Source organism: Shinella curvata, from assembly GCF_022899935.1.
Classification (GTDB): domain Bacteria; phylum Pseudomonadota; class Alphaproteobacteria; order Rhizobiales; family Rhizobiaceae; genus Shinella; species Shinella curvata.
The window spans coordinates 970,227-987,165 of record NZ_JALJCJ010000002.1; the positions used below are offsets into that span (position 1 = coordinate 970,227).

General features: G+C 61.8%; 21 protein-coding genes. 13 read left to right on the forward strand and 8 right to left on the reverse strand.

Features of this window, described 5'->3' with window-relative positions:
• The first annotated feature begins 80 nt into the window (after window positions 1–80).
• From rpsE to MUU55_RS10860, 10 genes are all read left to right on the forward strand, one after another.
• Complete coding sequence (gene rpsE, locus MUU55_RS10815; protein WP_244760740.1) at window positions 81–647, forward strand: 30S ribosomal protein S5; 567 nt, start codon at window positions 81–83, stop codon at window positions 645–647.
• A gap of 12 nt (window positions 648–659) precedes the next feature.
• Window positions 660–863: a 50S ribosomal protein L30 gene (rpmD, locus tag MUU55_RS10820; RefSeq protein ID WP_064329863.1), complete on the forward strand. Its 204-nt coding sequence runs from the start codon at window positions 660–662 to the stop codon at window positions 861–863.
• A gap of 11 nt (window positions 864–874) precedes the next feature.
• The gene (rplO, locus tag MUU55_RS10825) at window positions 875–1,354 is read left to right on the forward strand and encodes a 50S ribosomal protein L15 (RefSeq protein ID WP_244760741.1); all 480 of its coding nucleotides are present in this window, start codon (window positions 875–877) and stop codon (window positions 1,352–1,354) included.
• Between the two features lie 318 nt (window positions 1,355–1,672).
• Window positions 1,673–3,013, forward strand: a complete 1,341-nt coding sequence (gene secY / locus MUU55_RS10830; RefSeq protein ID WP_244760742.1) for a preprotein translocase subunit SecY — start codon at window positions 1,673–1,675, stop codon at window positions 3,011–3,013.
• Window positions 3,010–3,594, forward strand: a complete 585-nt coding sequence (locus tag MUU55_RS10835; protein WP_244760743.1) for an adenylate kinase — start codon at window positions 3,010–3,012, stop codon at window positions 3,592–3,594. The genes secY and MUU55_RS10835 overlap by 4 nt, the downstream gene beginning before the upstream one ends.
• Window positions 3,595–3,822: 228 nt before the next feature.
• The gene (gene rpsM, locus MUU55_RS10840) at window positions 3,823–4,191 is read left to right on the forward strand and encodes a 30S ribosomal protein S13 (RefSeq protein WP_117372304.1); all 369 of its coding nucleotides are present in this window, start codon (window positions 3,823–3,825) and stop codon (window positions 4,189–4,191) included.
• Window positions 4,192–4,433: 242 nt separating this feature from the next.
• Window positions 4,434–4,823 (forward strand): 30S ribosomal protein S11, encoded by a 390-nt coding sequence (gene rpsK, locus MUU55_RS10845; protein ID WP_023513823.1) that lies wholly within the window; start codon window positions 4,434–4,436, stop codon window positions 4,821–4,823.
• Window positions 4,824–4,923: 100 nt separating this feature from the next.
• Window positions 4,924–5,934, forward strand: coding sequence for a DNA-directed RNA polymerase subunit alpha (locus MUU55_RS10850; RefSeq protein ID WP_117372305.1), 1,011 nt, complete (start codon window positions 4,924–4,926; stop codon window positions 5,932–5,934).
• Between the two features lie 44 nt (window positions 5,935–5,978).
• Window positions 5,979–6,404: a 50S ribosomal protein L17 gene (rplQ, locus tag MUU55_RS10855; RefSeq protein WP_117372306.1), complete on the forward strand. Its 426-nt coding sequence runs from the start codon at window positions 5,979–5,981 to the stop codon at window positions 6,402–6,404.
• A gap of 161 nt (window positions 6,405–6,565) precedes the next feature.
• The gene (locus MUU55_RS10860) at window positions 6,566–7,765 is read left to right on the forward strand and encodes a GGDEF domain-containing protein (protein ID WP_244760744.1); all 1,200 of its coding nucleotides are present in this window, start codon (window positions 6,566–6,568) and stop codon (window positions 7,763–7,765) included.
• On the opposite strand, the gene msrQ is transcribed toward MUU55_RS10860, so the two are convergent.
• Complete coding sequence (gene msrQ / locus MUU55_RS10865; protein ID WP_244760745.1) at window positions 7,762–8,409, reverse strand: protein-methionine-sulfoxide reductase heme-binding subunit MsrQ; 648 nt, start codon at window positions 8,407–8,409, stop codon at window positions 7,762–7,764. The two genes, MUU55_RS10860 and msrQ, sit on opposite strands and share 4 nt — an antisense overlap.
• The gene (msrP, locus tag MUU55_RS10870; protein ID WP_244760746.1) at window positions 8,409–9,350 is read right to left on the reverse strand and encodes a protein-methionine-sulfoxide reductase catalytic subunit MsrP; all 942 of its coding nucleotides are present in this window, start codon (window positions 9,348–9,350) and stop codon (window positions 8,409–8,411) included. Before msrP ends, msrQ begins: the two co-directional genes overlap by 1 nt.
• A gap of 201 nt (window positions 9,351–9,551) precedes the next feature.
• On the opposite strand from msrP, the gene MUU55_RS10875 reads away from it, so the two are divergent.
• Both MUU55_RS10875 and MUU55_RS10880 read left to right on the forward strand, forming a co-directional pair.
• Window positions 9,552–10,958, forward strand: coding sequence for a DegQ family serine endoprotease (locus MUU55_RS10875; RefSeq protein WP_425314163.1), 1,407 nt, complete (start codon window positions 9,552–9,554; stop codon window positions 10,956–10,958).
• Window positions 10,955–12,268, forward strand: a complete 1,314-nt coding sequence (locus tag MUU55_RS10880) for a replication-associated recombination protein A (RefSeq protein WP_244760747.1) — start codon at window positions 10,955–10,957, stop codon at window positions 12,266–12,268. The genes MUU55_RS10875 and MUU55_RS10880 overlap by 4 nt, the downstream gene beginning before the upstream one ends.
• On the opposite strand, the gene MUU55_RS10885 is transcribed toward MUU55_RS10880, so the two are convergent.
• Window positions 12,265–12,579, reverse strand: coding sequence for a DUF1883 domain-containing protein (locus MUU55_RS10885; protein WP_244760748.1), 315 nt, complete (start codon window positions 12,577–12,579; stop codon window positions 12,265–12,267). The genes MUU55_RS10880 and MUU55_RS10885 overlap by 4 nt on opposite strands.
• A 265-nt stretch (window positions 12,580–12,844) precedes the next feature.
• Here MUU55_RS10885 and MUU55_RS10890 point away from each other — a divergent pair, with 265 nt between their 5' ends.
• The gene (locus tag MUU55_RS10890; RefSeq protein WP_244760749.1) at window positions 12,845–13,789 is read left to right on the forward strand and encodes an alpha/beta fold hydrolase; all 945 of its coding nucleotides are present in this window, start codon (window positions 12,845–12,847) and stop codon (window positions 13,787–13,789) included.
• Window positions 13,790–13,896: 107 nt separating this feature from the next.
• Here MUU55_RS10890 and MUU55_RS10895 read toward each other — a convergent pair whose 3' ends face one another.
• From MUU55_RS10895 to MUU55_RS10915, 5 genes are all read right to left on the reverse strand, one after another.
• On the reverse strand, window positions 13,897–14,073 hold the full coding sequence (locus tag MUU55_RS10895) for a hypothetical protein (protein ID WP_244760750.1): 177 nt from the start codon (window positions 14,071–14,073) through the stop codon (window positions 13,897–13,899).
• Window positions 14,074–14,174: 101 nt separating this feature from the next.
• Entirely contained in the window at window positions 14,175–14,813 is a 639-nt protein-coding gene (locus MUU55_RS10900) for an alpha/beta hydrolase family protein (RefSeq protein WP_244760751.1), read from the reverse strand.
• A 33-nt stretch (window positions 14,814–14,846) separates the two neighbouring features.
• Window positions 14,847–15,017 carry a hypothetical protein gene (locus tag MUU55_RS10905; RefSeq protein ID WP_244760752.1) on the reverse strand — a complete coding sequence of 57 codons (171 nt, stop codon included), beginning with the start codon at window positions 15,015–15,017 and terminating at the stop codon, window positions 14,847–14,849.
• A gap of 58 nt (window positions 15,018–15,075) precedes the next feature.
• Entirely contained in the window at window positions 15,076–16,068 is a 993-nt protein-coding gene (locus tag MUU55_RS10910) for an endonuclease/exonuclease/phosphatase family protein (RefSeq protein WP_244760753.1), read from the reverse strand.
• Between the two features lie 144 nt (window positions 16,069–16,212).
• A complete protein-coding gene (locus MUU55_RS10915; protein WP_244760754.1) occupies window positions 16,213–16,827 on the reverse strand; it encodes a GIY-YIG nuclease family protein in 615 nt (204 codons plus the stop codon).
• Between the last annotated feature and the right edge of the window lie 112 nt (window positions 16,828–16,939).

Consider the following 16,939-nt stretch of genomic DNA (forward strand, 5'->3'; position numbering starts at 1 on the left):
TTGGTCGCTTCCATTTCCTGAATGGGGGCGGCTTTCGACAATCTGCCGATTGCACCCGGAAAAGAAAAAGGAAAAGGACAATGGCACAGGAAAAGCGCGGTCGTGACGACCGCCAGAACCGCGAAGAGCGCGACAGCGAGTTTGTCGACAAGCTCGTCGCGATCAACCGCGTCGCGAAGGTCGTCAAGGGCGGCCGTCGTTTCGGTTTTGCAGCTCTCGTCGTCGTCGGCGACCAGAAGGGCCGTGTCGGCTTCGGCCATGGCAAGGCTCGTGAAGTTCCGGAAGCTATCCGGAAGGCCACGGAAGCTGCCAAGCGCGACCTGATCTTCGTACCGCTGCGCTCTGGCCGCACGCTGCACCACGATGTGCACGGCCGTCACGGCGCCGGCAAGGTGCTGCTGCGTTCGGCCAAGGCCGGTACCGGTATCATCGCCGGTGGCCCGATGCGCGCTGTCTTCGAAACGCTCGGCGTTCATGACGTCGTCGCCAAGTCGACCGGCTCCTCGAACCCGTACAACATGATCCGTGCGACGTTCGACGCCCTCAAGAGCCAGATGCACCCGAAGGACATCGCAGCTCAGCGCGGCATGAAGTACGCCACGCTGCAGGCTCGCCGTACGTCTGCCGGCGTCTCTGCCGAAGAATAAGGAGCACTGATCATGGCTAAGAAAGAAACCGCCAAGAAGACGGTGACTGTCGAGCAGATCGGCAGCCCCATCCGCCGTCCGGCCATCCAGCGCGCAACGCTCGTCGGCCTGGGCCTCAACAAGATGCACCGGGTTCGCACACTGGAAGACACGCCGTCTGTCCGTGGCATGATCCGTGCCGTCCAGCACCTCGTTCGCGTCGTCGAAGAGAAGTGAGGGGATAGATCATGAAACTGAATGAAATCAAGGACAACGAAGGCTCCTCGAAGAGCCGCAAGCGCCTCGGCCGCGGTATCGGCTCGGGCTCCGGCAAGACCGGTGGTCGCGGTGTCAAGGGTCAGAAGGCTCGTTCGGGCGTTGCCATCAACGGCTTCGAAGGCGGTCAGATGCCCATCTACCGTCGTCTGCCGAAGCGCGGCTTCAACAACATCTTCGCGTCTGACTTCGTCATCGTGTCGCTCGGCCGCGTTCAGCAGGCCATCGACGCCGGCAAGCTCGATGCCAAGGCGACTGTTGATGCAGCTGCTCTGAAGGCAGCCGGTGTTATCCGTCGCGAAAAGGACGGCGTGCGCGTTCTGGCCGACGGCGAACTGAAGGCCAAGGTTGCCTTCGAAGTCGCCGGCGCTTCCAAGCCTGCGATCGAAAAGATCGAAAAGGCTGGCGGCTCGATCAAGCTGCTGGTGGCAGCCGCAGAAGCCGCCGAATAATTCGACATTTAATCGCCCGGTGTGCTTCACACCGGGCGATTTTGCTCCCATATGTGAGCCTCACGACGACAGACGGATTCTCAAATCCGCATCGTTATCCGGAATTAAAACCAGGGTGAGGCCGGGATTGCTTGACAATCCGCGTTTCAACCGGTTTAGGCTCCATCCGCCCGATTTGCTGCAACGGCAGGCGGGCACGACCAATTTCAGCATCGGCGTGACCGGTCCGGGGAGGGCAGGGCGCGGGTGCCAAACGGATCAGCCATTCCGGACCTGGCCGGGCTTCACCGCCGCCGGATCGGCTACGCGGAGAAATGCATGGCTTCGGCAGCGGAACAACTTGCCTCTAATCTGAACTTCTCGACTTTCGCCAAGGCGGAAGACCTGAAGAAGCGTCTCTGGTTCACGCTGGGCGCGCTGCTCGTCTATCGTCTCGGCACTTACATCCCGTTGCCGGGCCTCAATCCCGAAGCTTTTGCCCAGGCCTTTCGTGGCCAGGCGGGTGGTATCCTCGGCCTGTTCAACATGTTCTCCGGCGGCGCCGTCGAGCGCATGGCGATCTTCGCTCTCGGCATCATGCCGTACATCTCCGCGTCGATCATCGTGCAGCTGATGACCTCCGTCGTGCCTTCGCTGGAACAGCTGAAGAAGGAAGGCGAGCAGGGCCGCAAGATCATCAACCAGTACACCCGTTACGGCACGGTGCTGCTCGGCACGCTGCAGGCTTACGGCATCGCCGTCGGCCTCGAGAGCGGGGCGGGACTGGTCAACGATCCCGGCTGGTTTTTCCGAATCTCTACCGTCATCTCGCTGCTCGGTGGCACCATGTTCCTGATGTGGCTGGGTGAACAGATCACCTCGCGCGGCATCGGCAATGGTATTTCGCTGATCATCTTCGCCGGTATCGTCGCCGCCCTGCCGGGCGCGCTGGCCGGTACGCTGGAACTTGGACGCACGGGCGCCCTGTCGTTCGGCGTGATTCTCGCCGTCGTGCTGATGGCTGTCGTCGTCATCGCGCTTATCGTCTTCGTCGAGCGCGCCCAGCGTCGTCTGCTGATCCAGTATCCGAAGCGCCAGGTCGGCAACCGCATGTTCCAGGGCGATACGTCGCACCTGCCGCTGAAGCTCAACACCGCGGGCGTCATCCCGGCAATCTTTGCCTCGTCGCTGCTGTTGCTCCCGGCAACGCTGGCCGGCTTCTCGAACACGTCGGAGCTGCCGGCCTGGGCGACCGCCGTCATCGCATCGCTTGGTCACGGCCAGCCGCTGTACATGGTGCTCTACGCCGCGATGATCGCCTTCTTCGCCTTCTTCTACACGGCCATCGTCTTCAATCCGAAGGACACGGCCGATAACCTGAAGAAACATGGCGGCTTCATCCCCGGCATCCGTCCGGGCGAGCGCACCGCCGAATATATCGACTACGTGCTGACCCGTATCACGGTCATCGGCGCTGCCTATCTGATGTTCGTCTGCATTCTTCCCGAAATCCTGATCTCGCAGACCGGGGTGCCGTTCTACCTTGGTGGTACGTCGCTTTTGATTGTTGTCAGCGTGACCCTCGATACTGTAGCACAGATACAGGGTCACCTGATTGCTCAGCAGTATGAGGGGCTGATCAAGAAGTCGAAGCTGCGTGGAGGAAAGAGGGGACGATGAGACTGATTTTTTTGGGACCGCCGGGGGCCGGCAAAGGAACCCAAGCCAAGCTCCTGACGGAAAAGTATGGCATTCCGCAGCTTTCCACGGGTGACATGCTTCGGGCGGCCGTTGCCGCCGGCACGGATGTCGGCAAGCGTGCCAAGGCCGTCATGGACGCCGGCCAGCTTGTGTCTGACGCGATCGTCAACGAAATCGTGTCCGATCGAATCGATTCGCCCGACTGTGCCAAGGGCTTCATCCTGGATGGTTATCCGCGCACGGTTCCCCAGGCGCAGGCCCTCGACCAGATCCTCGCCGGCAAGGGCATCGCGCTTGACGCCGTCATCGAGCTGAAGGTCGATGAGGACGCGCTGGTCAAGCGCATGGAGAATCGCGTTGCCGAAACCATCGCCGCCGGCGGTACGGTTCGCTCCGACGACAATCCGGAAGCTTTCAAGCGTCGCCTCACGGAATACCGCGAGAAGACCGCTCCGCTGTCGAACTACTACGCTTCGACGGGCAAGCTTCAGACGGTCGACGGCATGGCCAATGTCGACAAGGTGACCGCCGAGATCGGTGGAATCCTGGAGAACGCCTGATATCAGGCAAAAAGGAACGGTCGGGGAGTTGACTTTTTCGGCCGATTCCCCTTAAGACAGCGCCAACTCGCGACATCAACCTTGCGATCGGCGCGGACTTCCAAGAACGAAGTCCGGGTGCGGTCGTTTTCGACGTGTCCCGAACATCAATTGAGTCGCGGTCGTTTCGGCCGTATCGAATGAAGAAAACCACTTGCCGGATGGCAACTGGAAGCAAGGAGAACAGGCGTGGCACGTATCGCTGGCGTCAACATCCCGACCGCGAAGCGCGTAGTCATCGCGCTGACCTATATCCACGGGATCGGCCCGAAATTCGCACAGGAAATCATCGAGAAGGTCGGTATCCCGGCTGATCGTCGCGTGCACCAGCTCACGGACGCAGACATCCTGCAGATCCGCGAAACCATCGACCGTGACTACCAGGTCGAAGGTGACCTGCGTCGCGAAACCTCGATGAACATCAAGCGTCTCATGGACCTCGGTTGCTACCGTGGTCTGCGTCACCGTCGTGGCCTTCCGGTCCGCGGTCAGCGCACGCACACCAACGCCCGTACCCGCAAGGGCCCGGCGAAGGCCATCGCAGGCAAGAAGAAGTAATTTCCCGGAAACGGGGAGCAGGAGGCTGGCGCTTCGCGCCGGCCTCTTTTGAGTTTCGAGCGGGGCCTTGTCTTTCATCAAGAGGTCCCGGTCGGTGGAGCTGCTGGCACTACGGCAGTGACGATATCGCCGCAGACGTACCTTCGGGCCGTTTGCAAATTCTATTCAGGGCAGGGGTTTCGTCCCGGCCCGGTGGAGCCGCTGGCATTACGGCGGTGTAGAGATCAACGAAAGGACTATCCATGGCCAAGGAAGCCGCACGCGTCCGCCGTCGCGAACGCAAGAACATCACCTCGGGTGTTGCTCACGTCAATTCTTCGTTCAACAACACGATGATCACCATCACCGACGCACAGGGCAACGCCATTGCCTGGTCGTCGGCCGGTGCAAAGGGCTTCAAGGGTTCGCGTAAGTCGACCCCGTTCGCTGCCCAGATCGCTGCTGAAGACTGCGCCAAGAAGGCCCAGGAACACGGCATGAAGTCGCTGGAAGTCGAAGTCTGCGGTCCGGGTTCGGGCCGTGAATCGGCTCTGCGCGCCCTCCAGGCTGCCGGCTTCATGATCACGTCCATCCGCGACGTGACCCCGATCCCGCACAACGGTTGCCGTCCGCGCAAGAAGCGCCGCGTCTGATCATCGCATTCGAACAACCAGGAAAGCCGGTCGGCTTTCCTGGATCTTCAGGGCTCGGCCGCCACGATTGGATGGTGGCGGCGAACGGAAGGCAAAACATATGATCCAGAAAAACTGGCAGGAACTGATCAAGCCGAACAAGGTGGAATTCACCTCCTCTGGCCGCACCAAGGCAAGCCTTGTTGCCGAGCCGCTGGAGCGTGGCTTCGGCCTGACGCTCGGCAACGCGCTGCGTCGCGTTCTCCTGTCGTCGCTGCGCGGTGCGGCTGTTACCGCCGTGCAGATCGACGGCGTCCTGCACGAGTTCTCGTCTATTCCGGGTGTCCGCGAAGACGTGACCGATATCGTGCTCAACATCAAGGAAATCGCCATCAAGATGGATGGCGACGATTCCAAGCGCATGGTTGTCCGCAAGCAGGGCCCGGGCGTCGTAACGGCTGGTGACATCCAGACGGTCGGCGACATCGAGATCCTGAACCCGAACCATGTGATCTGCACCCTCGACGAGGGCGCGGAAATCCGCATGGAGTTCACGGTCAACAACGGCAAGGGCTACGTCCCGGCCGATCGTAACCGTTCCGAAGATGCTCCGATCGGCCTCATCCCGGTCGACAGCCTCTACTCGCCGGTCAAGAAAGTGTCCTACAAGGTGGAAAACACCCGTGAAGGCCAGGTTCTCGACTATGACAAGCTGACCATGTCCATCGAGACTGACGGCTCCGTCACCGGCGAAGATGCGATCGCGTTTGCAGCCCGCATTCTTCAGGACCAGCTCTCGGTTTTCGTCAACTTCGACGAGCCGCAGAAGGAAGCCGAGGAAGAATCGGTCACCGAACTGGCGTTCAACCCGGCGCTCCTCAAGAAGGTCGACGAACTGGAACTTTCCGTCCGTTCGGCGAACTGCCTGAAGAACGACAACATCGTCTACATCGGCGATCTCATTCAGAAGACCGAAGCCGAAATGCTTCGCACTCCGAATTTTGGTCGCAAGTCGCTCAACGAAATCAAGGAAGTTCTCGCTTCCATGGGCCTGCACCTCGGCATGGAAGTGCCGGCATGGCCGCCCGAGAACATCGAAGATCTCGCCAAGCGCTACGAAGACCAATACTAACCATCAAACGGCAGGCAACAGCCTGCATGTGAAGGAGACCCGAGATGCGCCACCAGAATTCCGGTCGCAAACTCAACCGTACTGCCAGCCACCGCAAGGCGATGTTCGCCAACATGGCTGCTTCGCTCATCTTGCATGAGCAGATCGTAACGACGCTGCCCAAGGCGAAGGAAATTCGCCCGATCGTCGAAAAGCTCGTCACGCTGGGCAAGCGCGGCGACCTGCACGCTCGTCGTCAGGCGATTTCGCAGATCCGTGACGTTGCCGTTGTTTCGAAGCTGTTCGACGCGATCGCAACCCGCTACGCCAGCCGCAACGGTGGCTACCTGCGCATCATGAAGGCCGGCTACCGCCACGGCGACAACGCCCCGCTCGCCGTCATCGAGTTCGTTGAACGCGATGTCGACGCCAAGGGTGCAGCCGACAAGGCCCGCGTTGCCGCTGAAGCAGAAGCTGCCGAAGCCGCATAAGCACTGATCGTTCGATCCGAACGGTTTGAAGCCGGACGCTCTCAGCGTCCGGCTTTTTCTTTGCGTGAAATTCTGGCCGCAAGATTTTGGAAACCATGTCCCTAGGCATAGTTTTCAGGCCTTGCCCCTAAAATTCGCGGGAGTTTAATCGAGTCTGATCAATGAGCGAGAACTTCGCATTCCTGCTGCCGGTGGTCCTCACCCTGTTCGGCGTGGCGTTTCTCGTCGTCGGCCGCTTCGGCAATCGCGCCGCCCTTTTCTGGGGCGCCGGTTATCTCTGCGCGGGGCTTGGCTTCCTTGCGCCCCTTTTGGAGGTCATCGTGCCGGTGCCCGTCGTCGCAATGGTGGCGGATGCGGCGTTCCTCATAGCCTTCCTGCTCTACAGCCACGGGCTCGTCACGCATTTCGATGCGCCTAGGCTTGTCGGTCTGCGCCTGATGATCGCTGGGATTGCCTATACGGGTACGACCTACGCGGTCCTGATCGCGGGCAGCCTGCGCTACGAACTGTTCATCAACGACATCGCATGCAGCCTGATGATGCTGGTTGCGACGCTCTCGTCCTGGCGCCGGCCGCGCAATTGGGTCGATCGCTCCCTGCTGGGTGCCGTGATCTTTGTGATGCTGGAGACGACCGTTCGGACGATTGTCTTCTTCATCATGGCCGGAACGTTGGCGATGGGCGAATTCATCGGTTCGAGCTATGCCTATATCATGCAGATAACGTCGACCATCGGCGCGCTTGTCATGGCCCTGACGGCGCTGTCTTCCGTCGCGCTGCGCATTGTCGAGCGGCATCGCAAGGCGGCCGAGGAAGATCCCCTGACCGGTCTGCTCAACCGCCGTGGCTTTGACCAGTTCATCCGCGAACGCGGTCGTGTCGCCGGGAAAGAGGCGGCGGTCATTGTTGCGGATATCGACTGGTTCAAGTCGGTGAACGACCACTATGGCCATGCCGCGGGCGACGATGTTATCCGCGAGGTGGCGGCACTTCTACGGACGCTGTCCTGGCCGGAGGCCGCCGTTGCGCGTTTCGGCGGGGAGGAATTCATCGCCTACTTGCCGAATTGCCGCCTGCAGGACGCGCATACGCTGGCAAACACGGTTCGTCTTGCGCTGTCAGAGCGTGATCTCCGCAGCATCGGTATCGACCGCGCGATCACGGCGAGCTTCGGTGTCGCCGTTTCCGCCGCCGGCGATCACACGATCCACGACGCCATCAGCCGCGCTGACCGGCTGCTTTACCTCGCCAAGAGCAGCGGCCGGAACCGCGTGATCAGCAACGCCGCGGAGGTGTCTGCTGTATCCGCTCCGAAACTCTTCGTCGTGAAAGACGATGGCGAAGTGCTGAGCCGCCGTTAGGCTGAGCGCTCGCTTTCTCTCAGAGCCGGTTCTGGCGGCCTCCGCTTTCTACCGCGCAGCATCGGCCGGATCGGCCTATAGGCGAGAAGCACCGCCACCAGCGCGATATAGGTCCAGGGTTCCAGTCCCACGACCTTAACCGACATGGCGAAGTGCAGTGCACCGGCTGCGGCGATGATATAGACCAGCTTGTGCAGCTTCACCCAGCGCGGCCCGAGCCTGCGGATCGACCAGTTGTTGGAAGTCAGTGCCAGTGGAATGAGCATCACGAAAGCGCCCATGCCGATGGTGATGAAGGGCCGTCTCACGATGTCCACGAGAATGGCGGAAAAATTCAGGTACTGGTCCAGCACCATGTACGTCAGGAAGTGCATCAGCACGTACCAGAAGGCCAGCAGCCCGAGCGCCCGGCGATAACGGATCCAGTTGATACCGAGGAGATCGCGCAGCGGCGTGATCGCCAGCGTGGCGACGAGGAAACGCAGCGCCCAGAGCCCCAGCAGATGTTCGAACTCCTTCACGGGATTGCCCGGCAGGCGTCCCGTGGCGCCGAGCCAGAAGCCGTAGGCCGCGGGCACGAATCCGGCTGCATAGAGCAGCCAGATCGAGGCGGCGTGGTATTTGCGGGGCAGGGCGGGCAGCATCAGTAGTTCGCCCTGAGATCCATGCCGCTATAGAGGCTGGCGACCTCGTCGGCATAGCCGTTGAAGGGCAGGGTCGGCTGGCGGTTCGCGCCGAAGAACCCGCCTTCGCCGATGCGATTTTCGCTCGCCTGGCTCCAGCGCGGATGATCCACTTCCGGATTGACGTTGGCATAGAAGCCGTATTCGTTCGGTGCGGAAATGTTCCAGGTCGAGGGGGGCTGCTTGTCGGTCAGCGTGATCTTCACGATCGACTTGATGCCCTTGAAACCGTATTTCCAGGGCACGACGAGCCGGATCGGCGCGCCGTTCTGGTTCGGCAGCGTCTTGCCGTAGACGCCGACGGCGAGGATGGCGAGCGGATGGCGGGCCTCGTCGAGCCGCAGGCCCTCGACATAGGGCCAGGGCAGCGACTGGAAGTAACCCGATTGCCCCGGCATTTCCTCCGGCCGAACCACCGTCTCGAAGGCGACGTATTTGGCGTCGCCCAGCGGTTCCACCTTGTCGAGCAGGGCTGACAGCGGAAAGCCGACCCAGGGAATGACCATCGACCAGGCCTCGACGCAGCGCATGCGATAGACCCGATCCTCCAGCGGCATGGCCAGCAGTTCCTCGAGGCCGAATTCCTTCGGCTTGCCGACCAGCCCGTCCACCTTCACCGTCCACGGCGTCGGCTTGAAATTTTCCGAGTTTGCCGCAGGGTCGCCCTTGCCCAGGCCGAACTCATAAAAATTGTTGTAACTCGTCACATCCTTTTCAGGCGTCAGCTTCTCATTGACCGTGTAGGGGCTCTTGGAAGACTTCAACGCTTCGCCGAATGCCGGGGAGCCTGCTGCGGCGAGCGCGCCACCGGCCGCGGCCGCGAGAAAGCCGCGGCGGTTCAGGAACCAGCGCTCGGACGTGATTTCGGAAGAAGCGATGCGCGGGGGGCGGTAAAGAGACATGACGGGGCTCGATTTGTTTGGTTGTTTCCCTGCTTCTACGTAAAGGCGGAGCATGTTGTTTCAACGGCCGTGAATATTTCTTGCGACCACTTTTTCGTGCGTACGACGTGAGGCAGCGCGAGTGGCTACGATCGCAAAGTTTGCCTTTTTTCCTGCGAAATCCTATCTGATCGTGGCGCGGAAACGAAGGAGACTCAATCGATGACGCATATCCGCATTCTGCTTGCCGCCCCGCTTGCCATGGCCCTCGCGCTGATGACGCCCGCCATGGCCGAGGAGCGCACCGTGCCGCAATCGCGCACGGAAATGCAGCTCTCCTTTGCGCCGCTGGTCAAACAGGTCGAAAACGCTGTCGTCAACGTCTATGCCGAGCGCGTCGTCGAGCGCCGCTCGCTGTTCGACGGCGATCCCTTCTTCGAAGAATTCTTCGGCCAGCAGATGCCGAACCGCAGCCAGAAGCAATCCTCGCTCGGCTCGGGCGTCATCGTCGGCGCCAAGGGTATCGTGGTCACGAACAACCATGTCATCGAGGGCGCAAGCGACATCAAGGTGGCGCTGGCCGATGGCCGCGAATATGAAAGCACCGTGGTGCTGAAAGACGAGCGCGTCGATCTCGCTGTCCTGAAGATCAAGGTGGAGGGTGACTTCGCCACGCTGCCGCTCGGCGACAGCGACGGCGTGGAGGTCGGTGATCTCGTGCTCGCCATCGGCAACCCGTTCGGCGTTGGCCAGACTGTGACGAGCGGCATCGTCTCGGCACTCGCCCGCAACCAGGTCCGTTCTGGCGATTTCGGTTTCTTCATCCAGACGGACGCGTCGATTAATCCCGGCAATTCCGGCGGTGCGCTCATCAACATGAACGGTGAGCTGATCGGCATCAACACCGCGATCTTTTCGCGCGGCGGCGGCTCGAACGGCGTCGGCTTCGCCATTCCGGCCAATCTCGTGAAGACCTTCATCGCCAGCGCCGAGAACGGCAGCGCCAGCTTCGATCGTCCCTTCGTCGGTGCTACCTTCGAGGCGGTGACTTCCGAGGTTGCCGAAGCGCTTGGTCTCGACCGTGCGCGTGGTGCGCTGATTTCAAGGGTTCAACCCGACAGCCCGGCAGAAAAGGCCGGCATGAAGCCGGGGCAGATCGTAACGGCCGTCAACGGCATCCCCGTCGAGCATCCCGATGCGCTGGGCTATCGCCTCACCACCGTCGGCATCGGCGGCACGGCGCGCATCACGGTCGTCAGCAATGGCAAGCCGCAGGATCTGACGCTCTCGCTTGATCGCGCGCCGGAAACGACGCCGCGTGATGAACGCCTGATCGAAGGTCGCAATCCCTTCTCCGGCGCGGTTGTCGCCAATCTCTCGCCGCGCGTGTCCGAGGAGCTGCGCATGCCGGCCGGGCAGGGCACGACGCACGGCGTCGTCGTTACCGAGGTCAATCGCGGTTCGCCGGCCGCGCGCATCGGCCTCCAGCCGCGTGACATCATCATCGAGCTCAACGGCACCGCCGTCACCACTACCGAAACGCTCGCCAAGCTTACCGGTGAAGACCCGTCGATCTGGCGCGTCGAGATTGAGCGCGACGGCCAGCGCATCCGCCAGTTCTTCCGATGAGCGATCTCTTCGCCCCGCATGAGCCGGAGGACATGAAGGCGAAGCGGCCGCTGGCCGATCGCCTGCGTCCCCGCACGTTGGGCGAAGTCTCCGGCCAGGAACACCTGACCGGCCCCGATGGCGTGCTCTCGCGCATGATCGAGGCGGGTTCGCTCGGCTCGATGATTTTTTGGGGACCGCCCGGCACGGGCAAGACGACGGTGGCGCGGCTGCTATCAGGCGAAACGGGCCTCGCCTTCGAGCAGATTTCGGCGATCTTCTCCGGTGTCGCCGATCTCAAGAAGGTGTTCGAGGCGGCCCGCGCGCGCCGCATGGGCGGCCGCCAGACGCTGCTGTTCGTCGACGAGATCCATCGTTTCAACCGTGCCCAGCAGGATAGTTTCCTGCCGGTCATGGAAGACGGCACGATCGTGCTCGTCGGCGCGACGACGGAAAACCCGTCGTTTGAACTCAATGCCGCTCTCCTGTCGCGTGCCCGCGTGCTCACCTTCAAGCCGCATGACGAAACGAGCCTGGAAGAGCTTTTGAAGCGTGCCGAGGCGGTCGAGGACAAGCCGCTGCCGCTGGATGAGGAGGCGCGCGCCTCTCTGTTGCGCATGGCCGATGGCGACGGCCGCGCCGTGCTGACCCTGGCCGAGGAAGTATGGCGCGCCGCCCGCGCCGGCGAGACCTTCGGGCAGGACGATCTCTTCCGCATCGTGCAGCGCCGTGCGCCGGTCTATGACAAGTCGCAGGACGGCCACTACAACCTCATCTCCGCCCTGCACAAGGCCGTGCGCGGTTCCGATCCCGATGCTTCGCTCTACTATCTCACGCGTATGCTCGATGCCGGCGAAGACCCGCTCTTCCTCTGCCGTCGCATGGTGCGCATGGCGGTCGAGGATATCGGCCTTGCCGATCCGCAGGCGCTCGTCGTCTGCAATGCGGTGAAGGATGCCTATGATTTCCTCGGCTCGCCGGAGGGGGATCTGGCGCTGGCGCAGGCCTGCGTCTATCTCGCCACCGCGCCGAAATCGAACGCCATCTACACCGCCTACAAATCGGCCATGCGCGCGGCGAAGGAGCACGGCTCGCTGCTGCCGCCGAAACACATCCTCAACGCCCCGACCAAGCTGATGAAGGGCGAGGGCTATGGCGACGGATATCGTTACGACCACGATCAGCCGGATGCCTTTTCAGGCCAGGACTATTTCCCGGAAAAGATGGGGCGCCGGACCTTCTACGATCCGCCGGAGCGCGGCTTCGAGCGCGAACTGCGCAAGCGGCTCGACTGGTGGGCGAAACTGCGCAAGGAGCGCGGTGAGAATTAAGCGGCGCTGAAGCGCTGTGCCGGCTTTTGCGGGGCGAGCGGCACGACCTTGATCGATGATTGTGCCTTGCCCGGATGTCCTTCCATATCGACTACCACATGCCAGTGGCCGCTCTCCGGGATCTTCAGCCGGATCGGCGATTGCTTGGCGACGCCGCCGAGGAATTTGTGCTGGCGCGCATTCTTGAACAGATCGAAATTGGCGTGGTTCATCAGGCGGACATTGGCGACGGCCGACAGCGTGATCTCGACGACGGTTCCGCCACGTTGCAGATCGAGATCGTAATGGGTGTAGGAGAAGCTGTGCGTCATGGCCGGCCCGGATGCATGTGGTGTAGCGCTAATATGCACCCGTATCCGTTAAAGTTCTCTTCCTCTGCTCCTCCCGTTTCACGAGGCCGTATTCCTTATATTTCAAAGATATAGGCCGAAATCCGGAATCGATTCCGCAGCGCCTTGATTCAGTTTGCGAGGTACGCGGCCGAAAATTTTCCTCGCCCTGTCGGCATGCAGCGATCATGGGCGTCCTTGGTGCATGAAGCCGGCTAGGCGCCGGTCGAAAACCGAGGAGAGAGACATGCCGAAGATGACCGTCATAATCCTTTTGACCGCAGCGCTTGCCGCCTTTGCACCCGCCGCAGTGCAGGCCGAGGAGATCAAGGAAAACCCGTTGCAGAGCATTGTCGGCAAGCCGGACAAGGCCGGACACCTGTCGGTCAACGGCATCGACTACTATTATGAAATCCGTGGCAAGGGCGAACCGCTGCTTCTGCTACATGGCGGCCTCGGCCAGATCGAGATGTTCGGCGAAAACCTCAAGACCTTGCAGGAGAAGCGCCAGGTCATCGGCGTCGATCTGCAGGGTCACGGCCGCACGCCGCTCGGCAACCGGCCGATCGATATTCCGGCGATCGGCGCGGATATGGCCGAACTCGTCGCCCGGCTCGGCTACGATCAGGTCGATGTCCTCGGCTACTCCTTTGGCGGCGGCGTCGCGCTGCAGATGGCCGCGCAGGCGCCGGACAAGGTGCGCCGCCTTGTGATCGCCTCCGCACCCTTCGCCCGCAACGGGTTCTTTGCGGAAATGCTGCCGCAGCAGGCGGCCGTATCAGGCGCCATGGCGGACATGATGAAGGAGACGCCGATGTATAAATCTTATGTTGCGGTGGCGCCCGATGCCTCGCAATTCCCCAAGCTGCTCGACGCCATGGGGGCCGCCATGCGCGAGCCCTATGATGCCTCCGATGCGGTCGCAAAACTCTCCATGCCCGTCATGTTGATCTACGGCGACAGCGATATGATCCGGCCCGAGCACATGGTCGAGTTTTACCAGAAGCTCGGCGGCGGTTTGCGGGATGCCGGCTGGATGCGGGAAAACATGTCGAAGAACCGCCTCGCCATCCTGCCCGGCCTGACGCATTACGAAACCTTCGCCGCCCCCGCGCTCGTCAGCGCCGCCCTGCCGTTCCTCGATGGCGAGACCGGCGCGCAGAGCTATGCCGGTCAGGTCCGCGGCAATTGAAAACACCGAAGCCCGGATGCGGGAAACGCATCCGGGCTTCGGTCCGTCCGTGAGGCCGTCGTGCCGGCGGGGCCGCGCGTCGAGCAACCCCTGTCGAGGGGCTCCGCTCAGCGGCAGACGCGGACGTGTTTGATGATCAGGTTGCCGTAATAGTCGTAGGACTTCACCTTCTTGATGAAGCAATGCGGCTGGTAGCCGTAGCTGTAGGAGCCGGCCTGCGAAGGGGCGGCGAACGAGGCGACCGATGCGAGGGCAATGGCAGTGATGAGGAGGATGTTGCGCATGGTCTGATCCCTTCGGGTTCGGTTGCGGATGGCTCGTTGCATCCAGTAACCGGACTTTCGCATGAAGGGGCGATGCCCGCTGTTCCGCGCGGAACAGCAGTCTAGCGCAGCGTCTCCGTCCACGCCTTCACCGTCCTTGCCATGGTGGCGAGGTGGTCGGCGGCGGAGAAGCCGGAAACGCTTTTGCGCGGTTTCAGGTCGTGATCGCCGTCCTCAAGCCAGAGCATACGGATGCGCTGCGGCAGACCATAATCCGGCACCTCCTCCTTCGTGCCGAAAGGATCGCGTGTTCCCTGGCAGATCAGAGCCGGTGTTTTCAGGTCCATCAGATGCGCGGTGCGCAGCTGTGCCGGTTTCTCCGGCGGGTGGAAGGGGTAGCCGAGGCAGAGGAGGCCGGCGACCTTGCCGTCGGCATGCAGCCCATCCGCCACCATGCTGGCGACACGCCCGCCCATCGACTTGCCGCCGATCACCAGCGGTCCCCGAGCGCCGAGCGCTATGACGGCGGCCACGAATTCCGGGTTCAGCGTCTCGGCCCTCGGCGGTGGCTTGCGGCTGCCGTCGATGCGGCGCGCGGCCATGTAGGAAAATTCGAAGCGGGCGATCCGCAGGCCTTCGGTTGCGAACGCTGCGGTTGCCGCGTTCATCGCCGTCGAATCCATCGGCGCGCCGCTGCCATGGGCGAGCAGCAGGGTGACCGGCGCATCCTCAGGGCCATCGAACAGGAAAGATGGGCTCATGCTGTCGTCATATCCATCTGGCCGGTGACCACTTCACTTGGCATGGTTCTTCACCTCGCCGGGCGCGATTGGGTCGCTGGCCGGAAAGGTCTCTTCCAGCGCCTCTTCAAGATAATCGTCCTGTTCCGCCTTGGCGGCCTTGTCCTGCTGCTGGGCGCGCTCCTTTTCGAGCGAGGCTTTCGGGCTGTTCTTTTCCGTCGGCATCGTCTTCTCCCGCGTTGCGTCCTCTGAAAGATAGGGTGTTTTTCCCGGAGGGCGAGGGTCAGGTTTCCGGCATGGCAAGTTCGGCGATCACGGGCAAATGGTTCGAACCGAAGGCCGGGCCGACACGATGGCTGCGCACCGAAATATCCGGCGAAACGGCGACATGGTCGATCGTGGCGCCGATATAGGCGAGCCGATCGAGCTTCAGGCTGAAGCGCGTGACCGGTTGCAGCCAGCCGCCGGCTGTGGAGGCGAGGCCTGCCTGCCGCAGGAAGCCGCGATAGAAGGGCGACCATGTCGGTGTGTTCCAATCGCCGGCGACGATGACGGGCGCGCGCTGGAGATCGCCCTTCACGGCATCGGCCGCCGCCGAAAGATAGGCATTGCGGTCGCGCCATTGCCAGAGCCGGCGCGGCGTTTCCGGATGGAAGGCATAGAGGAAGAGCGGTTTGCCGCGCATGTCGAGCTCGAGCCGTAGCGGCTGCTTGTAGGCCTTCGGCTCGGTGAAAGCACGTTTCAGTTCGGTTTCCGCGCGGATCGGCAGGGTGGAATAGACCTTGATACTGTCGCGCGACAGGGCCTCTGCCCCGCTCTCATAGGGAAAGAGGCCCGCGGCGGAGAGGGCAGCCGCCCAGCGCCCCGTGGCTTCCTGCAGGACGACGATATCGGGTTTCTCCTGCCGCAGCAGGTCGATGAAAACGGCGGGCTCTTCCGGATTCTGGACGAAGAGATTGGCGGTCAGCACCTTCAGGCCGCCGCCGGCCGCGGAGGGGCGAGCAGTCGGCACATCGAAGGCCGGGATGAGAGCGATGGCGAGGCCGACAAGCGCAATCACGATCGCCTTCAGCCGCCCCGTGAAGAGAGCCGCAACCGCCAGAAGCAAGCCGGCAGCCACGACATAGGGCCAGGCAAAAGTGAGGAGATCGACCAGCCAGAACCGGTCGGCGGCAAGCACGACGATGCTGACGGCGAAGAGATAGGCGATGACGCCCGGCAGGACGAGGACGCGGTAAGCCATGGCAATCGGCCCGCGGCGCGGTGCTGTCAGCATCGACTGTTCCTTCTGCATCACGGGATTCGGTTCAGATCGATTCCCGTAACGGGAGGGATGCATTTAACCTGTGCGTCTGCGCGCTGCAATGACAAGAGGCCTTCTGCAAAACGTGCGATGGTGCAAGCGCTCAAAGGAAGTGGGCTACGGTTGCTTTATCAAATGCGATACGCCCTCCCATCGAGGATTCAATGCCTCGATAAAGCCGATTTTCCGTTGCCTCGGCCATTTCTGGATGGCTTTTTGGCGAATGATGGCATCGTCGAGTGTCTCATGCTCTTCAATCCAGACAATCGTTTCCATTTGGCGCGCGGATGCGACGCTGGCGGTCGACTTTCTTTGGCGTTTGAGAATGACATCAGGAAGGTTGGTATCCGCTTTGACTATCAGGGCGTTTCGAGGCGGTGAGGAGACAATGTAGACGTAGGCTTTTTGCTCGCACTCTCCGCCTTCTTGGTTGAAAGAAGAGGCGTCACTTTCGGAAAAGCCGACGGCCGATAAACGCTGCCTTTCCGCATGCTTCGCCTCTATCAATTTGATGTCGGCTCGTATTGCCGCTTCATCGAGATGAAGCCCCTCAGGCGGGATCGGTATCCCGTGTTGTGCTGCATTTTCGAGACACAAGCGCTCGCTGGGAAACGACGACATCGACCGCCCGATCTGATCACGGCCCATTTGGTCGTAAAGCTCCCAATGCCAACCCAATGCGGTTTTGAACGTTCTGATGCGTTCCGCGAAACGCCCCTTTGTCCCGGACATATGGTGCCCCCTCTCATTTCGAGTATTCGCGCAATGGTGGCAAAAGGTTGACTGATTGGACGAAGGTGTCAAGGCATTCGCAATGGTAAGTGGTTGATATTTGAGGGGGCGG